This is a genomic window from Streptomyces sp. NPDC002104 (genome assembly GCF_053593795.1).
In genome coordinates this window covers 128,766-149,011 of the sequence record NZ_JBSFDF010000002.1, presented here as the reverse complement: position 1 = coordinate 149,011, position 20,246 = coordinate 128,766, and the positions used below count along the sequence as shown (strand labels likewise).

The window sequence follows — 20,246 nt, the reverse complement described above, 5'->3', positions numbered from 1 at the left end:
TCGCCCGCATGTCCACACGCCGGTTCCTGGTCCTGGTCGGCGGCCTGAATTCCGAGTCCCGGTTCGCCCGGGCCTGGTCGCGCACGCCCCGGGCCGTCACGGACCCGGCCGAAATCGCAGCAATCACCGGCATTCCTGCTGGCTGATCAGTAAGCCCCGGCGCCTTTCCGCCGGATGACCCCCCGACGGGAGGTGATCCGGTGGCCCTCACTGTTGGCGAGCTGCTCGCCACGATCACAGTGGACGACAGCCCGGCACAGGCCGGCATGGACCGGGCCGAGGCCGCCATGCGCGCCACCGGCGACACCATCGTCGCCGAGGCCGACCGTGCCGGAGAGCAGGCCGGGGCCGCCCTCGGCGACGGCATGGCCGAGGGAAGCGACCAGGCCGCGGACAAGGGCGCCGGCGCACTGGCCGCGTTCGGATGGGCCGCCGTCGGCGCCACCATCGGCGCCTCGCTCATGGCCGGGGTCGGCGAGGCCCTCGAACAGGGCAAGGTGCCCGGGAAGCTACAGGCTCAGCTCGGCACCACGGGAGCCGTCGCCGAGCAGTACGGGAAAGTTGCCGGCGACCTGTACGCCGGCGCGATCGTCGACAGCGTCGAAGAGGGCGCCGAGACCATCAAGGGAATTGCCCAAAATGGGTTGCTCCCTCCGGAGGCAACTAACGCGCAAATCCAGACGATGAGTAAGCGTGTTGCGGATACCGCATCCGTGATGGGTGAGGACGTCGGAAAAGTCAGCCGGGCCGTCGGCGTGATGTTGAAAACAGGCATCGCGAAATCAGCCGATGAAGCAATGGACGTCCTCGTAAAGGGGACACAAAAGGGCACCAATTCCGCCGAGGACCTACTCGACACCTTCACGGAATATCCGACGCAGTTTCGCGACCTTGGGCTCGACGCTCAGACCGCAATGGGCATGATGCAGCAGGGTCTACAGGGTGGAGCACGGGACGCCGACACGGTCGGCGACGCGTTGAAGGAATTCGCGATCCGGTCGAAGGACATGTCAAAGGGAAGCATCGAGGCTTTCAAGGGCATCGGCCTGAACGCCGACAAGATGGCGAAGATTTTCACCAAGGGTGGCCCGGAAGCCAGCAAGTCACTTAAGGATGTACTAGAGCGCATTAAGGCAATCAAGGATCCGGCCGAACGCAACGCCACGGCCGTGGCCCTGTTCGGCACCAAGGCCGAGGATTTGCAGGCCGCTCTATTCAAGCTCGACCCGTCGACCGCCGTGCAGGCACTCGGCAACGTGAAGGGCGCCACGGACAGCGCCGGCGACGCAATGCGCGACAACGCCGGAACGAAGTTCGAGGCATTCAAACGCGGCCTGATGCAGAACGCCGTCGAGGTCATCGGCAAGTACGTGATCCCCGCCCTGGTGACGGGCGCCGAGTACGCCCTGCGGTTCGGGCGCGGCGTCGCCGCCGCGGCCGGATACGTCTCCGAGCACAGCACCGCATTTAAGGTTGCCGGCGGCCTGATCCTGGTGTTTTTCCTGCCCACGCTCATTGCGTTGGCCGCGCAGGCTTGGGCGACGTCAACGGCCGTCGTCGCCGGTTGGATCGCTCAGGGCGTCGCCGGAGCCGGCGCACTCGTGTCCTTCCTCGCGACCAACGTTGCCATCTTGGCCGGATGGGTGGCGCAGGGCGCAGGGGCCGCCGCCGCTGCTCTACGTGTCGTCGGCGCATGGCTGCTGATGGGCACGCAAAGCCTGATTCAGGCCGCGCGCATGGCCGCCGCATGGCTTATCGCCATGGGGCCGATAGGGCTGATTATTGCGGCCGTAGTTGGCATCGTCGCGCTTATCGTTGCCAACTGGGACACGATCGTCTCGGCTACGGCCGCCGCCTGGGATTGGGTTTGGGAGAAAATCAAGGGTATCGGGCAGTTCCTGCTCGACCTGTTCCTTAATTTCACCCTCGTCGGAATCATTATCAAACATTGGGATTCCATTAAGGAAGGAACGTCCCGAGTCTGGAATTCCATTGTGGATTGGGTCCGCGGGATTCCTCAGACGCTCGTAAACTTCTTCCTCAACTGGACTCTGCCGGGGCTGATTTTCAAGCACTGGGATTCAATCAAGGAAGGCAGCATTCGGAAGGCGCAGGAACTCGTCAACTGGGTTCGCGGCCTGCCGGATCAGATCGCGTCCGGAATGGGCGACCTCGGAAATCTCCTGTACGACAAGGGATCCGACGTCGTCCGCGGACTGTGGAACGGCATACGGTCGATGGGTTCATGGCTGAAAGGCCAGCTAATTTCATTCGCGAAAAGCGCGATTCCCGGACCCATCGCTAAGGCCCTTGGAATTCACAGCCCGTCCAAGGTGATGGCGCGCGACATCGGCCGATGGATTCCTGCCGGCGTCGTCGCCGGTATCCGGTCCGGGCAGGGTGCCCTCGACCGCACCATGTCGAATCTCGTGAAGCCTGTACCCGCGCCGGCGTTCGCCGGAACCGTCGGGGGCGCCCCGACGTTCGGCATGTCCCCGCGTGCGTCCGTGCACATCGAGCATTGGCACGGCGGGGAGCAGACCCCGCAGCAGAACGCGGCGGCCCTCGAATGGCGCATGAAGGCGAGGGGGTGAGCCGTGGCGATCGGCGATCAGGTCCGCGCCCCCGGGCACGTACAGCTCGGCTCGCTCCTCCTCGGCCGTGGCACCGCCTACCGGTGGCGCTCCCTGTCCGGGTGGGAGGATCTTCCGCCCCTCGACTCAGGGAGCACACCGCGGTCGGACGCACACGGCGCGATCCTGGGGCGCCTGCTCGCGCAGTCCCGCGTCGTCACCCTCGACGGGATCCTGATCAGGGCCAGCCGCGGGAAGCTAGGCGGCGTCGTGCAGCAGCTCGGCGCCGCAACCGCCATCACCGAGGGCGAGATCCCGTTCGTGGTGCAGCTCGACGAGCGCGGGCCCCTGCTCGCATGGGTCCGGGTCACCGCCCGCTCCGTCCCGGTCGAGCGCGGGTACAGCGTTGGCACCATCGACGGGGCCGCCGTACAGGTCACCGCCGACGACCCCCGCCGGTACGAGCTGCTCGAACGCTCGGCCCGGGCCACCCTGCCGAGCGCCGAACCGGGCCTCGACTGGCGCGGCCAAACGGGCATCGCGTGGGACCTCGACTTTGGGCCCCCTGGCAGCACCGGCACCCTGACCGCCCACAACGCGGGCAACGCCCCCGCCCATCCGCTGATCACGATCCGTGGGCCCGTGTCCATGCCGAGCCTGACCAACATGGCCAACGGTGACGTACTCGAATACGACCTCGACCTCGCCGCGGGTGACGTCCTGGTCGTGAACACCGCCGACGGCACGGTCACGCTCAACAACTCGGCGTCGCGCCTCTACACCGCGACCGCCCGCAGCGTGCCCGAGCAGTCGTTCGCGCTCTGGCCCGGTACGGCCGGCATGGCCTACCGCGCCGCGCCCGGATCATCCCACCCCGCCGCATCCGTCACCGTCCGGTGGCGCGGCGCCTACTGGTAAGGAGGCACCCCGCATGACCGTGCGCGCCGCATGGCTACTCACCGGCCCCCCGAACGGACAGACCCGCACCGACACCCGCCTCGCCCCCCTCGGCACGATGGTGCCCACCGGCGAACTCACCTCCCGCGACGGCGTGATCGCCGGCGGATCCCCGCTGCTCGCCACGGGCGCAGGCCCGATGAAAGTCCAGATCGCCACCGGCCGGGCCATAGTCCAGGGGACCACCGCACAGGGCGCCTACCCGATCGCCGTCACGGTCCCCGAAACCCTCACCATCGGCGACGGACACGCCCAGCATCCCCGGACCGACTCGGTTGTGCTCCGCGTGTACGACGGCCTGTTCGACACGTCCGGACAGACCACGGTCGCCGTCGAAATCATCGTCGGCACCCCCGAACCCAACCCCGCCGAGCCAACCCTGCCCGAGGCGGCCCTGCGCCTGTGGTCGATCTACGTACCCGCCGGAGCGTCCGCCGGTACGGGCGGGATCAACTGGACGACCGCCCTGTCGGACCGCCGCCGGTACACCGCGTCGCTCGGCGGAATCATCCCCCGCGGTTGGGGCACCTCCTTCACCGGCGCCTACGACGGGCAGTACCGCGACGTCGCCGGCGTCCTCGAACGATGGGACGCCACCCTGTCCCAATGGGTCGTCTACCGGCCCCCGCTCGACATCGAAGCAACCACGGCCGGGGCCGCCGCCGCCACGGGCTACGCACTGAGCGCATTCAACGCCCGCCGTACGAGCGGAGTCTGCTCCTTCACCGTCGAGGTCAACCGCACCGGCGCCGTCATCGCCGTACCCGTCGGGGGCAACCTCGCCGACCAGACCCTTGCCACCCTGCCCGCCGGATGGCGGCCCCCATTCGACGTCGAGGGCGCCGCATCCGACGGATTCGGCGAGGGCGGCGTACGGATCACTACGGCCGGCCTGGTCATCCTGCGAACGTGGGAACCCGGCGGAAGTATCGCCCCGGGCCGAGCCATCCGCGTGAGCGCCTGCTACGTCCTGTGAGGGGGTGAGCGTGCTCTCACCCCCGTACCGCCTGCTCCTGTGCGACCTGCGCAGCGACCAGGTACTCGACGCCCTGCCCGTGCAGTCCCTCGCCCTCGACGACTACATCGGCAAGCCAGGCAGCATGTCGGGCAACATTCCGATCCCCAACGCCGCCGTAGCCGCGCGCGCCCGCGCCGCCGTCGTCCCCGGCCGCACCGCCGTATGGCTGGAGCGAGGCCGCGACGTTTGGTGGGGCGGGATCCTGTGGACCGCCGCCATCCAGTCCGACGCCCGCGGGTACCTCTCGCTCGCCGTGCAGGCCGGCACGTGGGACACCTACCTGTCCCACCGGATGCTGTACGACACCCTCGAAACCAGCGCCCCGACCGATCAGTACGACATCGTCCGGAACCTGCTCGACTACGTCCAGTCGACGCCCGGGGGCGACATCGGCATCGAGTACCCGACCGAGACGTCGGGCATCCTGCGCGAGCGGAAGTACAGCCGGTTCGACCTGCCCGTCGTCCGCGACCTGCTCGACCAGCTCGGCGCCGTCGAGGGCGGTTTCGAGTGGCGCATCGCGTCGTACCGGGACGCCGACGGCCGGCGCGTCAAGCGGCTGCAACTGGGCACGCCCACCATCCGCACCGGGCACAGCGACATCGTCCTCGACCACCCCGGCCCGGTCACCGCCTACACGTGGCCCGTCGACGCGACAAAGCGCGCGAACGCGTGGCAGACCCGCGGCGCAACGAACAACCAGAACCAGGCCGCCGACAGCGTCCCGCGTACGTCCGAGCTGCAAGTCGCCGAGCAAGACCTCGCCGACGGGTGGCCGCGCCTCGACGGGAGCAGCGATTACTCGACGATCACCGAGCAGGTCACCCTCGACGCGCACGCCGCCGCCGACCTCGCCGCCGCCCGCGCCGGCACGGTCATCCCCGAAATCACGCTCGACATGTCCCGGGCCCCGGTATCCCCCGCGCTGCTCGGCGCCACCGTGCGCGTTCGGATTCGGGACATCTGGCACCCCGTCCCCCTCGACGCCCGGTACCGGATCGTCGGCCTGTCCATCAGCCCGGCCGAGCGCGGCCGGCCCGAGTCCGCTCGGCTCATTTTGGAGGTCCCTTAGTGGCAGCGATTCCGCAGGACTTGCTCGATCGGATCCGCACCCTAGAGCGGCAGGTCCGCGAACTGAGCGGCCGTGCCCAGACGCGCCCGGCCATGGACAAGATCCTGCACGGCGACATCGTCATCGGGGAGGGAGGGCAGTTGATTGCCCAGACGCCCGAAGGTGTCGCCACTCTCAAGATCGGCCAGACCCCCCAGGGCGATTGGGGCGTTTTCATCCGCAGGGCCGACGGGTCCCGTGCCCTGACCGTGGGCGACGACATCCTCGAAGACGACCAGATGGTGCGCCTGTGGTCACGCGACAAGGACGCCCCCGACAAGATCCTCGTCATGGACGATGCCTATTCGGATCGCTTCCTTGGCCGTCCCCTGCTCCCGCTCCAGCTCCACCCCACCGAGAGGCAGAACACCGCCTCGACCAGTTGGGAACCGGCCTGGTGGGGCACCGGTCCAGCCACGCACGCCGTGCAGCACCTGTTCATCAGCACCTACGCCAACACAGGCGGAGGACAAGTCAAGATCACGATGCAGCCCGACGGCATGGCCCCGGTCGTCGTCGCCGAGTACACCTGTCCGGCCGGTCAGTGGACAGATCGCGAAATCGTGCAGCCCATGCACGGCATTGAGTACCTGCAATGGGTCGACTGGACGATCGAGCACCGCAACGTGCAGGCCGGCCGAGACATCGAGACCAGGCTCTTTTACGCAATCAACCGGCACACGATGACGCCCGCCGAGGCCCCCAGCCCGCCCGTTCGCACGCCCCCCGCCGCCGCCCCCTTGGCCGCGCCGCCAACAGCGATGACGCCCCCGCCCCCGTCCCCGGGCCTGCGCCGCGTCACTGACTAAGGAGGCACCTCCCGCACGTGCTGCCCGACTCCATACCCACCGTCACCGTCACCGGTACCTACCTCGCCCCCAACGGCCGACCGCTTACCGGAACGATCACGTTCCGGGCGCCGGCCGTCCTGACCTTCCCCCTCGCCGACGTCATCCTCGGCGGCCCCGTCACCGGCGTTCTCAATACCGCCGGACAGCTCGAAGTCGACGGGGCCCCCGTCGTCCTGCCCGCCACGGACGCGCCCGGCATGGAGCCGACCGGGTGGAGCTACACGGTCACGGAGCAACTTGTCGGCGTCCCGAGCAATCGCTCGTACAACATCGTCCTGCCAGCCGAAAAGCCCGAGGTCGACCTCGCCGACATCGCCCCCCGCGACCCGAGCAAGCCGAATTATGTGGGCGTCAAGGGCGACCCCGGCCCCCAGGGACCGCCCGGAAGCCGCATCTACAACGGCACCGCCACCCCCGATCCCACGCTCGGCGTCGACGGAGACATCTACGTCAGGTACGACGCGTTCACCCTGCTCGGCGTCACCTCGACCACGGTGTCGACCTGGACCCGCAGCGCCGGAACGTGGACACAGCGGCCCGGAGACATCCGGGGTGCTGCCTGGTACCTGAACACCGGAGCCACCCCCAGCACCGGCACCAAGCCGGGCGACCTGCTGCTGCGAACCGATACCGGCGACCTCTACCAGCGCAGCACCTCCGGGTGGGGCAGCGCCGTTGGGAACCTCCGCGGCCCGACCGGAGCGGCCGGAGCCAACGGCGCCACCGGATCGACCGGCGCCGCCGGCGCCCCGGGCGTCGTGCAGTCCGTCAACGGCAAGTCGCAGGCCGCCGTCGTCCTCGCCGCCGCCGACGTCGGAGCAATCCCCACCACCGCCGCCGGCACCGCGGGGGGCGTCGCCCAACTCGACGCCGGCGGAAAGGTCCCCGCCGCCCAACTCCCGGCCACCGGGGGCGCCGTCGCGTCCGTCAACGGACAGACCGGCGCCGTCGTCCTCGCCGCCGCCGACGTCGGCGCCGCAACGACCAGCCACACCCACACGGCCACAGCCGTCGGCGCCCTCGCCACCACCGCCCGCGGCGCCGCCAACGGCGTTGCCTCCCTCGACGCGAGCAGCAAGGTCCCCATAGCCCAACTCCCGGCCGCCATCGGCCGGAACGTCTGGACGCCGCAGGCACTCGGATTTCAGGCATGGTCCGTCGACCCTGCCCACGTGGCCAACCCCACCACCCCGCCAAAGGCCGCAGTCATTCAGCGCCTCTACATGTCCGGCATCAACATCACCGAGGCCACACAGGTCAACACGGTGGCGATCTTCGCCCGAGGGTGGGCCGGATCCACCGCGGTACCCGCGGCCAGGTTCTATGCCGGCGTCTACAACGATGCGGGAAGCCGCGTTGCAACATCGGGCCTGGTGTCCACTCTGCCCGCAGCCGGACAGATCAGCGGCACCGCACCGGGCGCCGCCAACAACCACATGGGCGCCGTCCCCGTGCCGCTTACCGCACCGATCACCTTGCAGCCCGGCCGCTACTGGGCCGCGTTCCTCGTGTCGGCCGGCGCCGCCACCGACTTCTATTACGTGCACTGCCAGAACGAGGCCCCCAGCGCGCCGGCGAACTTCTTTCTCGGCGCCACGGCATTCCAGCGCGCATGGTGCCTGAACTCGCAGACGTCCCTGCCAGCGACCGTCAATCAGACCGTCGGAGAGGTAGGACTCGACCCCGCGATCATGGCCCTAGCCATGGTCTAACCCCGCCCCACCCCGCACGCCCCGGCACCCGCCGAGGGCGTTTTTTCATGCCCGGAGGACACCCACCATGGCAACACCCCTCACCGCCGACCGCTTCCTCGCCGCCCTGCGCGGCGAGCAGGTCACCGTCGAGGAAGTCGGATCGTGGCGCACCCACAACCGCAACCACAAGGGATCGTGGGGCCCCGTTCACGGGGTCATGATCCACCACACCGTCACCAGCGGCACCGACTACTCGGTCGAGCTGTGCCGCACCGGATACGACTCCCTTCCGGGGCCGCTGTGCCATGGCGTGATCGACAAGGCCGGCACCACGCACGTCATCGGATACGGCCGCACGAACCACGCCGGATCCGGAGACCCGGACGTCCTCGCCGCCGTCATCGCCGAGCGCGCCGTGCCCACCGACGATCAGGCCACGGTCGACGGTAACCGGCACTTCTACGGTTTCGAGTGCGTCAACCTCGGCGACAACGACGACCCGTGGCCCGAGGTACAGGTCGAGGCCATCGCCCGGGCCGCCGCCGGCCTGTGCCGCGCCCACGGGTGGGGCGCCGCTTCCGTGATCGGGCACTCGGAATGGCAGCCGGGCAAGGTCGATCCCCGCGGCCCGATCGGCACCGAGGACGGCCCCGCCCTCACCATGGGCCGGATCCGTGCCCGCGTCGCCGAGCTGCTCGGCAACGCCCCCACCTCGCCGAGCAAGCCCACCCCGCCGGCCTACACCCCGCCGTCGTTCCCGGCCGGCCTCGCCCCGAACAAGGCGACACCGTCGGCCCGCCCGCTACAGCGCGCCCTTAAGGCCACCGGATACATGCCGCGCGACGTCGTCGAGTCCGACAACTACGGCCCCGTAACGCAGGCGAGCGTCGCCCGCTTCCACAACGCCCACCCCGCCTACCGCGGCGCCGGCACGTCCTACGACCCCGCCATCGGCCCCCGCGGGTGGGCGTACCTGCACCGCCTCGCCTACGGCCAGTAACCCCCACCACGAAGGAGCCCCCCATGACCCCCGAGAACAAGCGCAGTATCCGCACTGCCATGCAGACCGCCGTCGCCCTCGCCCTCGCCCTGCCCGCCATCGTCGCCGCGGCCGGCATCCCCGACGCCCTGCCGTACGTCGCCGGCGCCCTCGCCGTCGCCGGTGGCCTCGCCCGAGTCATGGCCCTGCCGAGCGTCGAGGCCCTGCTCGACCGCGTCGGCCTGGGCCTGGTCGACAACGACGGGCCCACCGAGTGAGCACCCTGCCCCCGAGCGACTCCGACGTCGCACTCGAACTCGAACGCCTGCGCGCCGTCGTCGAAGTGGGCATGACCCGCATCGACGGATCCCTCGCCCTGCTCGTACAGCGCAGCGACCAGACCGACACCAAGCTCGCCGACCACGAGCAGCGCCTCGACAACCTCGAACGCACACGGTGGCCGCTCCCGTCCGTGGCCGCCCTGGTCGCCGCCCTCGGCCTGCTGCTCGCCCTGTGGCAGGCCGGTACCGCCCGCTGAACAACAACGCCCCCCGCCCGGCCACACGGCCGGACGGGGGGCGGTTTCGTCGTGTCTGGATTACAGCTCTGCGGACTTGAGGCCGCCGACCAGGGCGCCAAGGGCGGCATAGGACAGGAGCAGAGCGGGCCCGGTCGGTTCCTTACTGTCCCGCACGGCAACTACCTGCTTGCCGGCGTCGACGATGCCCAGCTCGACGCACTGTGCCCCGGTGTCGGACCTCGACGACTTCCACCAGGTGACGGGCAAGGTCGAGGCGTCGGCAACGTGGTGGGTCATAGGGCTTTCCTTATCTCTGTGATCAGTTCCGCGGACGCCTGTACTGACTCCGCCGCCGAGGTCAACCGCTGCATGGCATCCCGGTAGACGGACACCTGTTCGCGTTCCTCGACGTACAGGGCTGCCGTCAAATTCTCAGTGTGGACAACGTCGAGGTCTGCGTGCTCGCCGAACGACAACAGGCTGAAACTCCCAAGCTGTCCAACGTGCAACGGGGCGTTCGACCGTACGACCGCAATGTTCACGTTGTCCCGCTTGCCCATGGACAGCAGCTTTCCGAGCTGCTCGTGCATGACCTCGCCGTCGACGTCCTTAGTTCGCAGCGCGCCCTCAGCGATGATCGCCCACAGGGTAAGTGGATCCGTCGAGCGCGTCAGTACGGACTGTCGCGCAAGACGAACCGCGACCAATGCGTCGACCTTGGCCTCGACCGCTTCAGACATCGCCGTCGCACGGATGATTGTCCCTGCATACTCACTGGTGTGCAGGAGGCCCGGGACTGCTCCAAGGTTCCAGGTCTTCACGGTGGAAGCTTCCGCTTCCATGCTGATCAGGTCCTCATACGTTGGCGTGAGGATCCCTCGGTAGGAGTGCCACCAGCCACGTTGCGCACCCTCGCGGGTCATGCTCACCAGGGCTGACGCCATCTCGTCATCGTCCGCCCCGTACAACCCGAGCAGCATGTCGACGTCTGCGGGCTTGGCCGCCGACTTGGCCAACTCAAGCCGCGAAAGCTTCGCAACGGTCATCCGGCCCTCTGACCGCTCTGCCACGTCTTCCATCGTCAAGCCGAGGTCGTCCCGAAGTTCGCGCAGCTTCGTTCCGAGCCTGCGCCGGCGCACTGTTGGCGCACTCAACTTCGTCCCCTCCCTGTCGGCCTACGTTCCCGACAGTCTGCCGTGCCCCATCAGGCCGTGTCACCTGTCGATCTATCACACCATCATCGTTCGCGGGGGCATATGCGAATTCGCACGACTCTGTGAGAACGGTTGCACCAGTGGGGACCAAAGGAGGAAGCTGACGGTACGAAATGCGATTGTGCCTGCACTGGCGCGATGGATTCTTGCGCCGGTCAGCACCCGTGCCCCGAGAGGATTCGCATGGTGACCCTGCTACCAAGGCACTTAGTCGTGCCGTGTTGCCGCCCACCTGTCGACCCGCCGCCGCAACTGCTGCTCGCCAAAGACCCCGAGTCCACGCACGCCGCACGCAAATACGCACGTGAGTTCATCAGCTACCACGTTCCGGGCATCCCGGATGGCCCGATGGACGATGCCGTACTGCTCGTTTCGGAACTCGTGACCAACGCACTCCGATACGGCACCGAACCGGGCGACTCCCTGCGCGTCGTCCTCGCTGCCGACCCCGGGCACATCCGCATCGAGGTCCACGACCCCTCACGCCGTCGACCACATTGCAAGCCTGAAAGCGACGAACGCCAGCGAGGCCGCGGCCTGTTCATCCTCGACGCGCTCGCCGCCGCATGGGGCGTCGACGAACGCCCCATGGGCAAGGCCGTGTGGGCTGAACTGCAATGGAGGCAGGCCGGGTGAACGCGATTCTCAACCACCTTCTTGCCGGGCCCCGGTTCCTCGGCGAGATGGTCGTCTCGTCAACGATCGACCTCACCAACTACAGGCGCCCCCTCGCGCTTACGCTCCTCGGCCACCCAGAAGCACGGCCCACCGAATCGCCCGCCGACATCGAGGCGACCCTCGGCTACATCGCGTCTGGCCTCGGCCTCGCACGCGGCTCCCTCCGCATGCCCGCACGACAAGCACTCATCCGCCGGGGCGTCGGGTGGACCCTCAACTACGGGCACCCCGAATGCGACCTCCTACTACCGGACCCCGGCCCTGAGTGGGGAGTCACCGCCCGTACGACAGGCGGATGCATCGTGGTCGTCACCCTTGACCCCCTGCTGCCAGGCGCACCCGCCATTGCGCACTACCAACGCGCAACCGAGACCCGCCGCTACTACGCCGGATACTGCGCCCTCGCAGGGGTGACAACATCGTGACCGTTCCCCCTCTCAGCATCACGCCCGGCGTTGGCTTCCTTGCCGGCGTCACGTTCACCCACGGAATGCACTACCCGACCGACAGCGGACCCGTGGCACAGGTCCTCCTGACCCACGCGCCGCCCCGCCGGGCCGGTGAAACCCTGGAGACGATCGAGGCCGGCATGCGGGCCCTGTCGTTCTGCCTCAGCCTGGGGCCGGTAGAAGAGGAACCGCGCTACGTCGGAGCCCGAATCTCGCTGCACCGAGGAATCGCCTCGCTCGACTACGGCGACGACCGGTGGGTGCTGCGCATCCCGGCAACCGGGCGGGAGTGGCAGCGGCACGTCGCCCTCGGCGGTCCGGTGCGCCTCACCCTCTCGTTCACCCCCACCCCCGCAGGCAGGACACAAACGGACCTGTCGCAGTTCATCGAGCAGGGGATCGCGGCCGGCCTTGTCCGGTGGGCAACCACGGATGCCCGCCGCAGGTGGTAGGCGGACGCGCGGACGGGCCGCCCCGGAGTGGGAAAGACCCCGGGTCGGCCCGCCGCGGTCCGAGCGTACAAGCACCCACCCGACCCAAACGGAAGGTCTGCGCCATGCCCCCGCCCGCTTCACCCGCCCCCGGCCACCCAATGACCGCGGGCATCCTCATAACCGACCCGAACGACCGACTGCTCATCGTCCACCCCGCCAAGGGCGGCCCGTGGCAGGTCCCCGGCGGAATCGTTGAACACAACGAGTCCCCCCTCGACGCCGCCCTCAGGGAGGTACGCGAAGAACTCGGCCTCGACCTCGACGTCACCGAACACGATCTGTTCGCCGTCGAATGGCTCCAAGCCACCCGCCCCGGCCGCCGCGCCCGCGTCGCCTTCCTGTTCGCCGGCCCGGTCATCGACCCCGCCGACACCGACCCCATCACCTTGCAGGCCGACGAACTCGACATGTGGCGCTGGGCCGCCCGCAACGAACTCGACAGCCTCTTACACCCAGCCGTCGCACGGCGAATCGTGGGACCACTCCAGACCCCCGGCGCCGCGACATACCGTGAAACCCGAACCGAGAGGACGACATGAACGACTTCCCCGACCGGAAACTGCGTATCGGCACCCGGAGTTCCCCGATGGCCCTCGCGCAGGTCGATCTCGTCTCTGGCCTACTCCGCAAGATCGAGCCCGAACTCGACATCGAGGTCGTGCCCGTCACGACCGAGGCGGACAAGTGGCAGGGCGACCTCGCCCAGCTCGGCGGGAAGGGCTTGTTCGTCCGCGAGATCGACCAGATGTTGCAGCGCGGACAGGTCGATATGGCCGTGCACTGCATCAAGGACGTACCCGGCGACGTACCCATGCCCAAAGGCCTGATCTTCGCCGCCTACCTTCCCCGCGACGACGTCCGCGACGTACTGCTCTTCCCCGAAGGCTCCGACATGCAGACCCTCGACGACCTGCCTTCCGGCGCGTCTGTCGCCACGTCTGCCGTACGCCGCAAAGCTCAGATCAGCCGCGTCCGCCCCGACCTGAATGTCGTACGCGTCCGCGGCCTGGTCGGCACGCGCATCGACAAGCTCGACGGTAAGAAGTCGATCGACCACAAGCTCGACGCCATGGTGCTTGCCATGTCAGGACTCGAACGCCTCGGCATTCCGGAGCGTGCACGGCAGGTCTTCACCGTGGACGAGATGCTGCCGGCCGTCGGCGCCGGAGCACTCGGCCTCGAATGCCGCAAGGACGACGACGCCGTCGCCTACCTGCTCCAGCAGCTCAACCACGAAAAGACCATGACGGAGATCACCGCCGAGCGCGTGATGCTGCACGGCCTGCGTGGACACTGCAACTCGCCGATCGCTGGGTACTGCATCACCGAGCCCGACGGACAGCTCAGCCTGCGCGGGATGGTGTTCTCTCGCGACGGCTCCAAGTTCGTCAACGCCCACGACTGGGGCGAGAGCATGAACGACCCCGCGGTACTCGGCTCCCGCGTCTGTGCTGAGCTGCTGCGCCAGGGTGCCCGCGACATCATCGAGGGCATTCCCCACTGATCACCTGAACGCAGAAGCGCCCCCGGCCGGGAACCGGGGGCGCTTCGTGTTTCCGCAGGTCGTACCGCCTGCACTGCTCAGATCAAACGCCGGGTGCAACAGATACGTTGTTCCACATCAGGGTCGCGACGCGGTCGTCCTGCCGGACGCCCAGCTCGTCGCGCAGGGCGTTGGCCAGGCGCGTGGCACGGGTCCCGATCTCGGCGAAGCTGCGGCGGTGCGGCTCGGCCTCCCCGGTCCAGGTCGTGACCTGGGACTTCCCGTGGATCGTCATCCCGTGCTGCAGTATGCGGGTGACGAGGAGTGGTACGTCCTGCATGGTGCTCAGCAAAGCGTCCTCCCGGTGAGCGCTGCGGCGCTGCGGCGGCTACGGATGCTGCGATTCTGCGCACGTACCGGTCGGCATGTCACTACCCAAGAGTAGAAACGCGGGCGTTGTTTCACGTGAAACATCGCCGGGGAGGGGCCGGGAATCGGCCCGGGCTCAGCGGACGGGCGTCAGTTCCGGGTCCTCGCGGAGTTTGACCAGCGCCCGGGAGACGGCGCTCTTGACGGTGCCGACGGAGACCCCGAGCAGTTCGGCGGTCTGGGCCTCGCTCAGGTCCTCGTAGTAGCGCAGGACGACCATCGCCCGCTGCCGGTCCGGCAGCCGGGTCACCGCGCGCCACATTGCGTCGCGCAGCGCCTGCGCCTCGGCGGGGTCGGCGGCCGGCGGCTCGTCGGCCTCGGGGAGCTCGTCGCAGACGAACTCGTCGACCTTGCGCTTGCGCCACTGGCTGGTGCGGGTGTTGACCAGGGCCCGGCGGACGTACCCGTCCAGGGCGCGGTGGTCCTCGATGCGGTCCCACGCGACGTAGGTCTTGGCCAGCGCCGTCTGGAGCAGGTCCTCGGCGTCGCAGGGGTTGGCGGTGAGCGAGCGCGCGGTGCGCATCAGGACCGTGCCGCGGGTCCGGACGTACGCCGAGAACGACGGGTACGGCGTCGGATTCGAGGCGAGCGTGCACACAGGCGTGGTCATGCCTCCACGCTAGGAGCGGCGCGGCCCCGTGGGATCGGCCGCAAGTGCCGAAGCGGGGTCCCCCTCAGGTTGTAGGGCCGGGGCCCGCCCCACCTCCTGAAGGTGGAGGAGGCGGGGCTTCCGCACGGGGGTGACGCACGGGGTGACGCAGAGGCTGATGCCCGGGGTGATGCCCGGGGTGATGCGCGGGGCGATCAGCCGTCCGCGCCCAGGATCAGGCCGGAGGTCGGGACCCCGGTACCGGCCGTGACCAGGGCGTGGGCGGCGCCGGAGACCTGGTTGACGGAGGTGCCGCGCAGCTGGCGGACCGCCTCGGCGATGCCGTTCATGCCGTGCAGGTACGCCTCCCCGAGCTGGCCGCCGTGGGTGTTGAGGGGCAGCGCGTCCGCGGCCACGAAATCGGCCGCCTCCCCCGGCGCGCAGAAGCCGAACTCCTCCAGCTGCATCAGCACGAACGGCGTGAAGTGGTCGTAGAGGATGCCGACGTCGATGTCCGAGGGCCTCAGCCCGCTGGTCCGCCACAACTGGCGGGCGACCACGTCCATCTCCGGGAGCCCGGTGAGGCCGTCCCGGTAGAAGGAGGACATGGCCTCCTGCCGGCGGCCCGCGCCCTGTGCCGCCGCCGTGATCACGGCGGGCTTCTGCCGCAGGTCGCGGGCCCGTTCGGCGGTGGTGACGACGAGGGCCTGGCCGCCGTCCGTCTCCTGGCAGCAGTCGAGCAGCCGCAGGGGTTCGACGATCCAGCGCGAGGCCGCGTGGTCGGCGAGGGTGATGGGCTTGCCGTAGAAGTACGCGGCCGGATTGTTCGCGGCGTGCCGGCGGTCGGTGACCGCGACGTGTCCGAAGGCCTCCGGGGTCAGGTTGTAGGCGTGCAGGTAGCGCTGGGCCGTCATGGCCACCCAGGAGGCCGGGGTGAGCAGCCCCCAGGGCAGCGACCAGCCGAGCGCCGCGCCCTCCGCCGAGGGTTCGCGCTGCTGGACGCCGGAGCCGAAGCGGCGGCCGGAGCGTTCGTTGAAGGCGCGGTAGCAGACCACGACCTCCGCGACCCCGGTGGCGACGGCGAGGGCGGCCTGCTGCACGGTGGCGCAGGCGGCCCCGCCGCCGTAATGGATGCGGGAGAAGAAGGAGAGGTCCCCGATCCCGGCCGCCTGGGCGACGGTGATCTCGGGGCTCGTGTCCATGGTGAAGGTGACCATGCCGTCCACGTCGGCGGGGGTGAGCCCGGCGTCGTCGAGGGCCGCGTGCACGGCCTCGACGGCCAGCTTGAGCTCACTGCGGCCGGAGTCCTTGGAGAACTCGGTCGCGCCGATGCCGGCGATGGCGGCGCGGCCGCCGAGCTGGTCACGGGTGCGGACGCTCATGCGGCGGCCTCCGGGGAGCCGAGGGTGACGGTGACGGTGCCCGTGACGTGGTGGCCGACGCCGTTGGCGCCGATCACGCGGATCTCGGCGGTGTCCCCGTCGACGGCGGTGACGGTGCCGGTCAGCGTCATGGTGTCGCCGGGGTGGTTCGGGGCACCGAGGCGGATCGCCACCTTGCGCAGGACCGCGCGCGGGCCGAGGCGGTCGGTGATGTACCGGCCGACCAGGCCGTTGGTCGTCAGGATGTTCATGAAGATGTCCGGGGAGCCCTTCTCCCGCGCGAGCACCGCGTCGTGGTGCACGTCCTGGTAGTCGCGGGAGGCGATCGCGCCCGCGACGATCAGGGTGCGGGTGACCGGTATCTCCAGCGGCGGCAGCGCGTCGCCGGGACTCAGGCTCGCGACGTTCGGGCCTGCGGTGTTCGGGCCTGCGACGTTCGGGCCTCCGGTGTTCGGGCCTCCGGTGTTCGGGCCTGCGGTGTTCATGCCTCGTCCCCCTCGGGCGCGTCTTCGGACAGGACCGCGCCCAGCTCGGCCAGCAGTTCGCTGCCGCAGCCCAGGTACGCGTCGAGCTGGCGTCCCCACAGGAAGTGGCGGTGGACGGGATGGTCGAGGTCGGCGCCCATGCCGCCGTGCAGGTGCTGGCCCGCGTGGACGACCCGCTTGCCCGCTTCCGAGGCCCACCAGGCCGCCGTCAGCGCGTGCTCCCCCGCCGGCAGGCCCTCGTCCACGCGCCAGGCCGCCTCGTACGCGGTGACCCGTATCGCCTCGGTGTCCATGTGGGCGTCGGCCGCGCGGAGCATGACCCCCTGGTTGGTGGAGAGCGGCCGGCCGAACTGCTCGCGGGTGGAGGTGTACTCCACGGCGCGGGCCAGCGAGCCCGCGCAGACCCCCGCCTGGAGGCCCGCGAAGGCGGTGCGGGCGACGGCCAGCACGTCCGCGCAGGCGCCCTCCCCGCCGACCCGTTCCGCCTCGGCGCCGGTCAGCGTCAGGGCGGCGGCCGCCCAGGGCGCCGTGGTCTCCACCGGCTCCGTACGCACCCCGGGCGCGTCCGTCCGTACGAGCCACAGGGCTCCCGTCCGGTCCGGCACCAGGACGTGCGTGGCCTCGCGCAGCCAGGGCACGGCCGGGGCGCTGCCGGTGAGCCTGCCGTCCGGGGAGGCGGTGATCCGGCCGCGGTCCGGGAAGGCTCCGGTGGCGACCGCCTCGCCGGAGCCCAGCGCGGGGAGCAGCCGGGCACGCTGCTGGTCACTGCCGTGCCGGGCCAGGGCGAGGATCCCGTAGACGCAGGTGGCGGCGTACGGGACCTGCGCGGTCGTGCGGCCCTGTTGCTCCAGCAGGAGCACCAGGCCGAGCAGGCCGATGTCCTCGACGGCGGCGGTCAGCCCGGCCGTGGTGAGCGCCTTCCACAGTTCGGCGTCGCTGCCGGTGCCTGCGGCGCCGAGGCGGTCGTGGGTGGAGAGGTCGCCGAAGATCTGGGCGGCGAGTCCGGCCGCGGCGGCCTGTTCCTCGGTGGGGTGGAAGTCCATCAGGCCTCGCTCCCCCGGAAGACGGGCAGTTCCAGTTCCTCGTCCACCCGCAGGAACTCCAGGCGCACGGGCAGCCCGATGCGGACCTTGTCGTACGGGACGCCGGTGATGTTGCTGACCATGCGGACCCCTTCGGCGAGCTCGACGAGGGCCACCGCGTAGGGCGGGTCGAAGGCGGGGAAGGGCGGGTGGTGCATGACCACGTAGCTGAACACCGTGCCGGCGCCGGATGCCTCGACGGTGTCCCAGTCCGGGCTCCCGCAGGTGTTGCAGCCGGGGAGCCAGGGGAAGCGGAGCGTCGCACAGGCGGTGCAGCGCTGGATCAGGAGCCTGTGCTCGCGGACGCCGTCCCAGAAGCCCTGGTTGTCGCGGTTGATCACGGGGCGGGGGCGCCGGGCGGGGGTGGCGGGCTTGGCGGGGGTGACGGGCTTCGCCGCCGGGGTGTACTTGAGGATCCGGAAGCGGTGGGTCCCGGCGAGTTCGCCGTTCGCATGGACGTCCATGCGAGTGGTCACGAAGTGGCCGGTGCCCAGCTTCGTCGTCTTGCGCGGCGACACCGACTCGATCACGGCGTCGAAGGTGATGGCGTCGCCGGGGCGCAGCGGCCGCAGGTACTCCTGCTCGCAGTCGGTGGCGACGACGGAGGTGCAGCCCGCGCCGTCGAGCAGCGCGAGGAGCTCGTCGTAGGCCGAGGAGCGCCCGGTGTGTCCGGAGAGCCCGCCCATCGTCCATGCCTGGAGCATGGTCGGCGGCGCGATGGCGTCCGGCCCGGTGTAGGCGGGGTTGGCATCGCCCATCGCCTCGCACCAGTGGCGGATCATCGGCTCGTTGACCGGGTCCTTGCCCTGGCCGGCGGTGGCGGCGGGCTGCCCTTCGAAGGAGGCGAGGAGGGTGTGGAAGCGCGCCGTTTCCGCTTCCGCTTCCTCGTCCGCTCCTGGTGGTGTGGCCTCGGTGGCGGGCCTGGCGGTCATCGCTTCCTTCCCTTCATACCGAGCCGCATCATGGCGACGATCTCCCGTTGGACCTCGCTGACGCCGCCCCCGAAGGTGTTGATCTGGGCGGCCCTGTTCATCCGCTCCAGCTCGCCGCCCGCGAAGACCCCGGGGCCGGTTCCCCGGATGAGCGCCTCCTCCCCCACCACCTCCTGGCAGATCCGGTACACCTCGACGGTGGACTCGGTCCCCAGGAACTTCACGCCGCTCGCGTCGCCCGGCGCCAGGGTGCCGGCGCCGACGTCCTGGACGAGGCGCCAGTTGAGGAGGCGTACGGCGGCGAGGCGTGCGTGGGCCTCGGCGAGCCGCGACTGCACCCAGGGGCGGTCGGCGGGGCGCTCGCCGGTGACCGGGTCGGGGGTGCGGGCGTGGTCCAGCGCGCCCCGGTAGAAGTCCTCGGCCTGCATGCCGATGGCGGCGAGGGCGACGCGTTCGTGGTTGAGCTGGTTGGTGATCAGGCCCCAGCCGCCGTGCTCGGGGCCGACGAGGTTGCCGGCCGGCACGCGGATGGAGTCGTAGTACGTGGCGGTCGTGGTCAGGCCGCCGACGGTGTCGATCGGGGTCCAGGCGAAGCCGGGGTCGTCGGTGGGCACCAGGATGATGGAGATGCCCTTGTGCTTGGGGGCCTCGGGATCGGTGCGGCAGGCGAGCCAGATCCAGTCGGCGTTCTGGGCGTTGGACGTGAAGATCTTCTGGCCGTCGATCAGCCAGCCCTCGTCGTCGCGGACGGCCCGCGTGCGCAGGGAGGCGAGGTCGGTGCCCGCCTCCGGCTCGGAGTAGCCGATGGCGAAGACGAGCTCGCCCTTGAGGATCCGGGGCAGGAAGAAGTCCTTCTGCTCCCGCGTCCCGTACTTCATCAGGGTCGGTCCCACGGTGTTGAGGGTGACCATGGAGACGGGGGCGCCGGCCCGGTAGGCCTCGTCGAAGAACACGAACTGCTCGTCGGGGCCGCGGCCCTGGCCTCCGTACTCGACGGGCCAGCCGAGGCCGAGCAGTCCGTCGGCGCCTATCCGGCGCAGGAGTGCGCGCTGCTCGGCGGGGTCTTCGGGCACCCCGTCCGGCAGCAGGTTTCCGAAGTACTCCCGCAGCTCGGAGCGGAGCCGCAACTGGCCTTCGGTCGGGGCGAGGTGCACGGCGCTGGCCTCCCGGCATCGCATCGTCAAGTGGACCTGACTGTCCGTCAGATTCCAGGTCGATGTCAAGGCCGGAGCACTGTGACGGAGCACGGGAACGCCCGAGGGCGCCCGCACTACCGGACCCCAGCCGGTCCGGTCGCGCAGGCGCCCTCGTCAGTCGGTGCGGATC

23 protein-coding genes and 1 pseudogene are annotated in these 20,246 nt (G+C 69.8%); 15 read left to right on the top strand and 9 right to left on the bottom strand.

Going from position 1 to position 20,246, the window contains the following annotated elements; translation table 11 throughout:
• Positions 1–8: 8 nt before the first annotated feature.
• From ACWCP2_RS02880 to ACWCP2_RS02835, 10 genes are all read left to right on the top strand, one after another.
• A complete protein-coding gene (locus ACWCP2_RS02880) occupies positions 9–146 on the top strand; it encodes a hypothetical protein (RefSeq protein ID WP_450906802.1) in 138 nt (45 codons plus the stop codon).
• 54 nt (positions 147–200) lie between these two features.
• On the top strand, positions 201–2,594 hold the full coding sequence (locus ACWCP2_RS02875; RefSeq protein WP_450906801.1) for a phage tail tape measure protein: 2,394 nt from the start codon (positions 201–203) through the stop codon (positions 2,592–2,594).
• A 3-nt stretch (positions 2,595–2,597) separates the two neighbouring features.
• A complete protein-coding gene (locus ACWCP2_RS02870) occupies positions 2,598–3,491 on the top strand; it encodes a phage distal tail protein (RefSeq protein ID WP_450906800.1) in 894 nt (297 codons plus the stop codon).
• A 13-nt stretch (positions 3,492–3,504) separates the two neighbouring features.
• The gene (locus tag ACWCP2_RS02865; RefSeq protein ID WP_450906799.1) at positions 3,505–4,506 is read left to right on the top strand and encodes a hypothetical protein; all 1,002 of its coding nucleotides are present in this window, start codon (positions 3,505–3,507) and stop codon (positions 4,504–4,506) included.
• Positions 4,507–4,516: 10 nt separating this feature from the next.
• Entirely contained in the window at positions 4,517–5,620 is a 1,104-nt protein-coding gene (locus ACWCP2_RS02860; protein WP_450906798.1) for a hypothetical protein, read from the top strand.
• Entirely contained in the window at positions 5,620–6,468 is an 849-nt protein-coding gene (locus ACWCP2_RS02855; RefSeq protein WP_450906797.1) for a hypothetical protein, read from the top strand. Before ACWCP2_RS02860 ends, ACWCP2_RS02855 begins: the two co-directional genes overlap by 1 nt.
• A gap of 17 nt (positions 6,469–6,485) precedes the next feature.
• Positions 6,486–8,222, top strand: a complete 1,737-nt coding sequence (locus ACWCP2_RS02850) for a hypothetical protein (protein WP_450906796.1) — start codon at positions 6,486–6,488, stop codon at positions 8,220–8,222.
• Positions 8,223–8,289: 67 nt separating this feature from the next.
• Positions 8,290–9,204: an N-acetylmuramoyl-L-alanine amidase gene (locus ACWCP2_RS02845; protein ID WP_450906795.1), complete on the top strand. Its 915-nt coding sequence runs from the start codon at positions 8,290–8,292 to the stop codon at positions 9,202–9,204.
• A gap of 23 nt (positions 9,205–9,227) precedes the next feature.
• Complete coding sequence (locus ACWCP2_RS02840; RefSeq protein WP_450906794.1) at positions 9,228–9,461, top strand: hypothetical protein; 234 nt, start codon at positions 9,228–9,230, stop codon at positions 9,459–9,461.
• Complete coding sequence (locus ACWCP2_RS02835) at positions 9,458–9,721, top strand: hypothetical protein (protein WP_450906793.1); 264 nt, start codon at positions 9,458–9,460, stop codon at positions 9,719–9,721. Before ACWCP2_RS02840 ends, ACWCP2_RS02835 begins: the two co-directional genes overlap by 4 nt.
• 60 nt (positions 9,722–9,781) lie before the next feature.
• On the opposite strand, the gene ACWCP2_RS02830 is transcribed toward ACWCP2_RS02835, so the two are convergent.
• Both ACWCP2_RS02830 and ACWCP2_RS02825 read right to left on the bottom strand, forming a co-directional pair.
• Entirely contained in the window at positions 9,782–10,000 is a 219-nt protein-coding gene (locus ACWCP2_RS02830) for a DUF397 domain-containing protein (protein WP_450906792.1), read from the bottom strand.
• On the bottom strand, positions 9,997–10,842 hold the full coding sequence (locus ACWCP2_RS02825; protein ID WP_450906933.1) for a helix-turn-helix domain-containing protein: 846 nt from the start codon (positions 10,840–10,842) through the stop codon (positions 9,997–9,999). Before ACWCP2_RS02825 ends, ACWCP2_RS02830 begins: the two co-directional genes overlap by 4 nt.
• Before the next feature lie 258 nt (positions 10,843–11,100).
• Here ACWCP2_RS02825 and ACWCP2_RS02820 point away from each other — a divergent pair, with 258 nt between their 5' ends.
• The 5 genes from ACWCP2_RS02820 (at position 11,101) to hemC (ending at position 14,042) form a co-directional block, all read left to right on the top strand.
• Entirely contained in the window at positions 11,101–11,553 is a 453-nt protein-coding gene (locus ACWCP2_RS02820; protein ID WP_450906791.1) for an ATP-binding protein, read from the top strand.
• Positions 11,550–12,020: a hypothetical protein gene (locus tag ACWCP2_RS02815; RefSeq protein WP_450906790.1), complete on the top strand. Its 471-nt coding sequence runs from the start codon at positions 11,550–11,552 to the stop codon at positions 12,018–12,020. Before ACWCP2_RS02820 ends, ACWCP2_RS02815 begins: the two co-directional genes overlap by 4 nt.
• Entirely contained in the window at positions 12,017–12,496 is a 480-nt protein-coding gene (locus ACWCP2_RS02810; RefSeq protein ID WP_450906789.1) for a hypothetical protein, read from the top strand. Before ACWCP2_RS02815 ends, ACWCP2_RS02810 begins: the two co-directional genes overlap by 4 nt.
• A 140-nt stretch (positions 12,497–12,636) precedes the next feature.
• A complete protein-coding gene (locus ACWCP2_RS02805; RefSeq protein WP_450906788.1) occupies positions 12,637–13,077 on the top strand; it encodes an NUDIX domain-containing protein in 441 nt (146 codons plus the stop codon).
• Positions 13,074–14,042: a hydroxymethylbilane synthase gene (gene hemC / locus ACWCP2_RS02800; protein WP_450906787.1), complete on the top strand. Its 969-nt coding sequence runs from the start codon at positions 13,074–13,076 to the stop codon at positions 14,040–14,042. The genes ACWCP2_RS02805 and hemC overlap by 4 nt, the downstream gene beginning before the upstream one ends.
• 100 nt (positions 14,043–14,142) lie before the next feature.
• Here the strand turns inward: hemC and ACWCP2_RS02795 are convergent.
• From ACWCP2_RS02795 to ACWCP2_RS02765, 7 genes and pseudogenes are all read right to left on the bottom strand, one after another.
• Positions 14,143–14,373 (bottom strand): annotated as a pseudogene (locus ACWCP2_RS02795) (AMP-binding protein); the annotation flags it as partial.
• A 153-nt stretch (positions 14,374–14,526) separates the two neighbouring features.
• Positions 14,527–15,060, bottom strand: a complete 534-nt coding sequence (locus ACWCP2_RS02790; RefSeq protein WP_250738541.1) for a SigE family RNA polymerase sigma factor — start codon at positions 15,058–15,060, stop codon at positions 14,527–14,529.
• Between the two features lie 194 nt (positions 15,061–15,254).
• Positions 15,255–16,421, bottom strand: a complete 1,167-nt coding sequence (locus tag ACWCP2_RS02785; protein WP_450906786.1) for a lipid-transfer protein — start codon at positions 16,419–16,421, stop codon at positions 15,255–15,257.
• Positions 16,418–16,816, bottom strand: coding sequence for a MaoC family dehydratase (locus ACWCP2_RS02780; protein ID WP_450906932.1), 399 nt, complete (start codon positions 16,814–16,816; stop codon positions 16,418–16,420). The genes ACWCP2_RS02785 and ACWCP2_RS02780 overlap by 4 nt, the downstream gene beginning before the upstream one ends.
• 86 nt (positions 16,817–16,902) lie before the next feature.
• Complete coding sequence (locus ACWCP2_RS02775; RefSeq protein ID WP_450906785.1) at positions 16,903–17,949, bottom strand: acyl-CoA dehydrogenase family protein; 1,047 nt, start codon at positions 17,947–17,949, stop codon at positions 16,903–16,905.
• Positions 17,949–18,920 carry a bifunctional MaoC family dehydratase N-terminal/OB-fold nucleic acid binding domain-containing protein gene (locus ACWCP2_RS02770; RefSeq protein ID WP_450906784.1) on the bottom strand — a complete coding sequence of 324 codons (972 nt, stop codon included), beginning with the start codon at positions 18,918–18,920 and terminating at the stop codon, positions 17,949–17,951. Before ACWCP2_RS02770 ends, ACWCP2_RS02775 begins: the two co-directional genes overlap by 1 nt.
• Complete coding sequence (locus ACWCP2_RS02765; protein WP_450906783.1) at positions 18,917–20,074, bottom strand: acyl-CoA dehydrogenase family protein; 1,158 nt, start codon at positions 20,072–20,074, stop codon at positions 18,917–18,919. The genes ACWCP2_RS02770 and ACWCP2_RS02765 overlap by 4 nt, the downstream gene beginning before the upstream one ends.
• Positions 20,075–20,246 lie beyond the last annotated feature (172 nt).

Coding starts and splice junctions, on each gene's coding strand:
- ACWCP2_RS02840 (WP_450906794.1), top strand. CDS start 9,228: ATGACCCCCGAGAACAAGCGCAGTATCCGCACTGCCATGCAGACCGCC.
- ACWCP2_RS02805 (WP_450906788.1), top strand. CDS start 12,637: ATGACCGCGGGCATCCTCATAACCGACCCGAACGACCGACTGCTCATC.
- ACWCP2_RS02865 (WP_450906799.1), top strand. CDS start 3,505: ATGACCGTGCGCGCCGCATGGCTACTCACCGGCCCCCCGAACGGACAG.
- ACWCP2_RS02880 (WP_450906802.1), top strand. CDS start 9: ATGTCCACACGCCGGTTCCTGGTCCTGGTCGGCGGCCTGAATTCCGAG.
- ACWCP2_RS02845 (WP_450906795.1), top strand. CDS start 8,290: ATGGCAACACCCCTCACCGCCGACCGCTTCCTCGCCGCCCTGCGCGGC.
- ACWCP2_RS02820 (WP_450906791.1), top strand. CDS start 11,101: ATGGTGACCCTGCTACCAAGGCACTTAGTCGTGCCGTGTTGCCGCCCA.
- ACWCP2_RS02790 (WP_250738541.1), bottom strand. CDS start 15,060: ATGACCACGCCTGTGTGCACGCTCGCCTCGAATCCGACGCCGTACCCG.
- ACWCP2_RS02775 (WP_450906785.1), bottom strand. CDS start 17,949: ATGGACTTCCACCCCACCGAGGAACAGGCCGCCGCGGCCGGACTCGCC.
- hemC (WP_450906787.1), top strand. CDS start 13,074: ATGAACGACTTCCCCGACCGGAAACTGCGTATCGGCACCCGGAGTTCC.
- ACWCP2_RS02785 (WP_450906786.1), bottom strand. CDS start 16,421: ATGAGCGTCCGCACCCGTGACCAGCTCGGCGGCCGCGCCGCCATCGCC.
- ACWCP2_RS02770 (WP_450906784.1), bottom strand. CDS start 18,920: ATGACCGCCAGGCCCGCCACCGAGGCCACACCACCAGGAGCGGACGAG.
- ACWCP2_RS02830 (WP_450906792.1), bottom strand. CDS start 10,000: ATGACCCACCACGTTGCCGACGCCTCGACCTTGCCCGTCACCTGGTGG.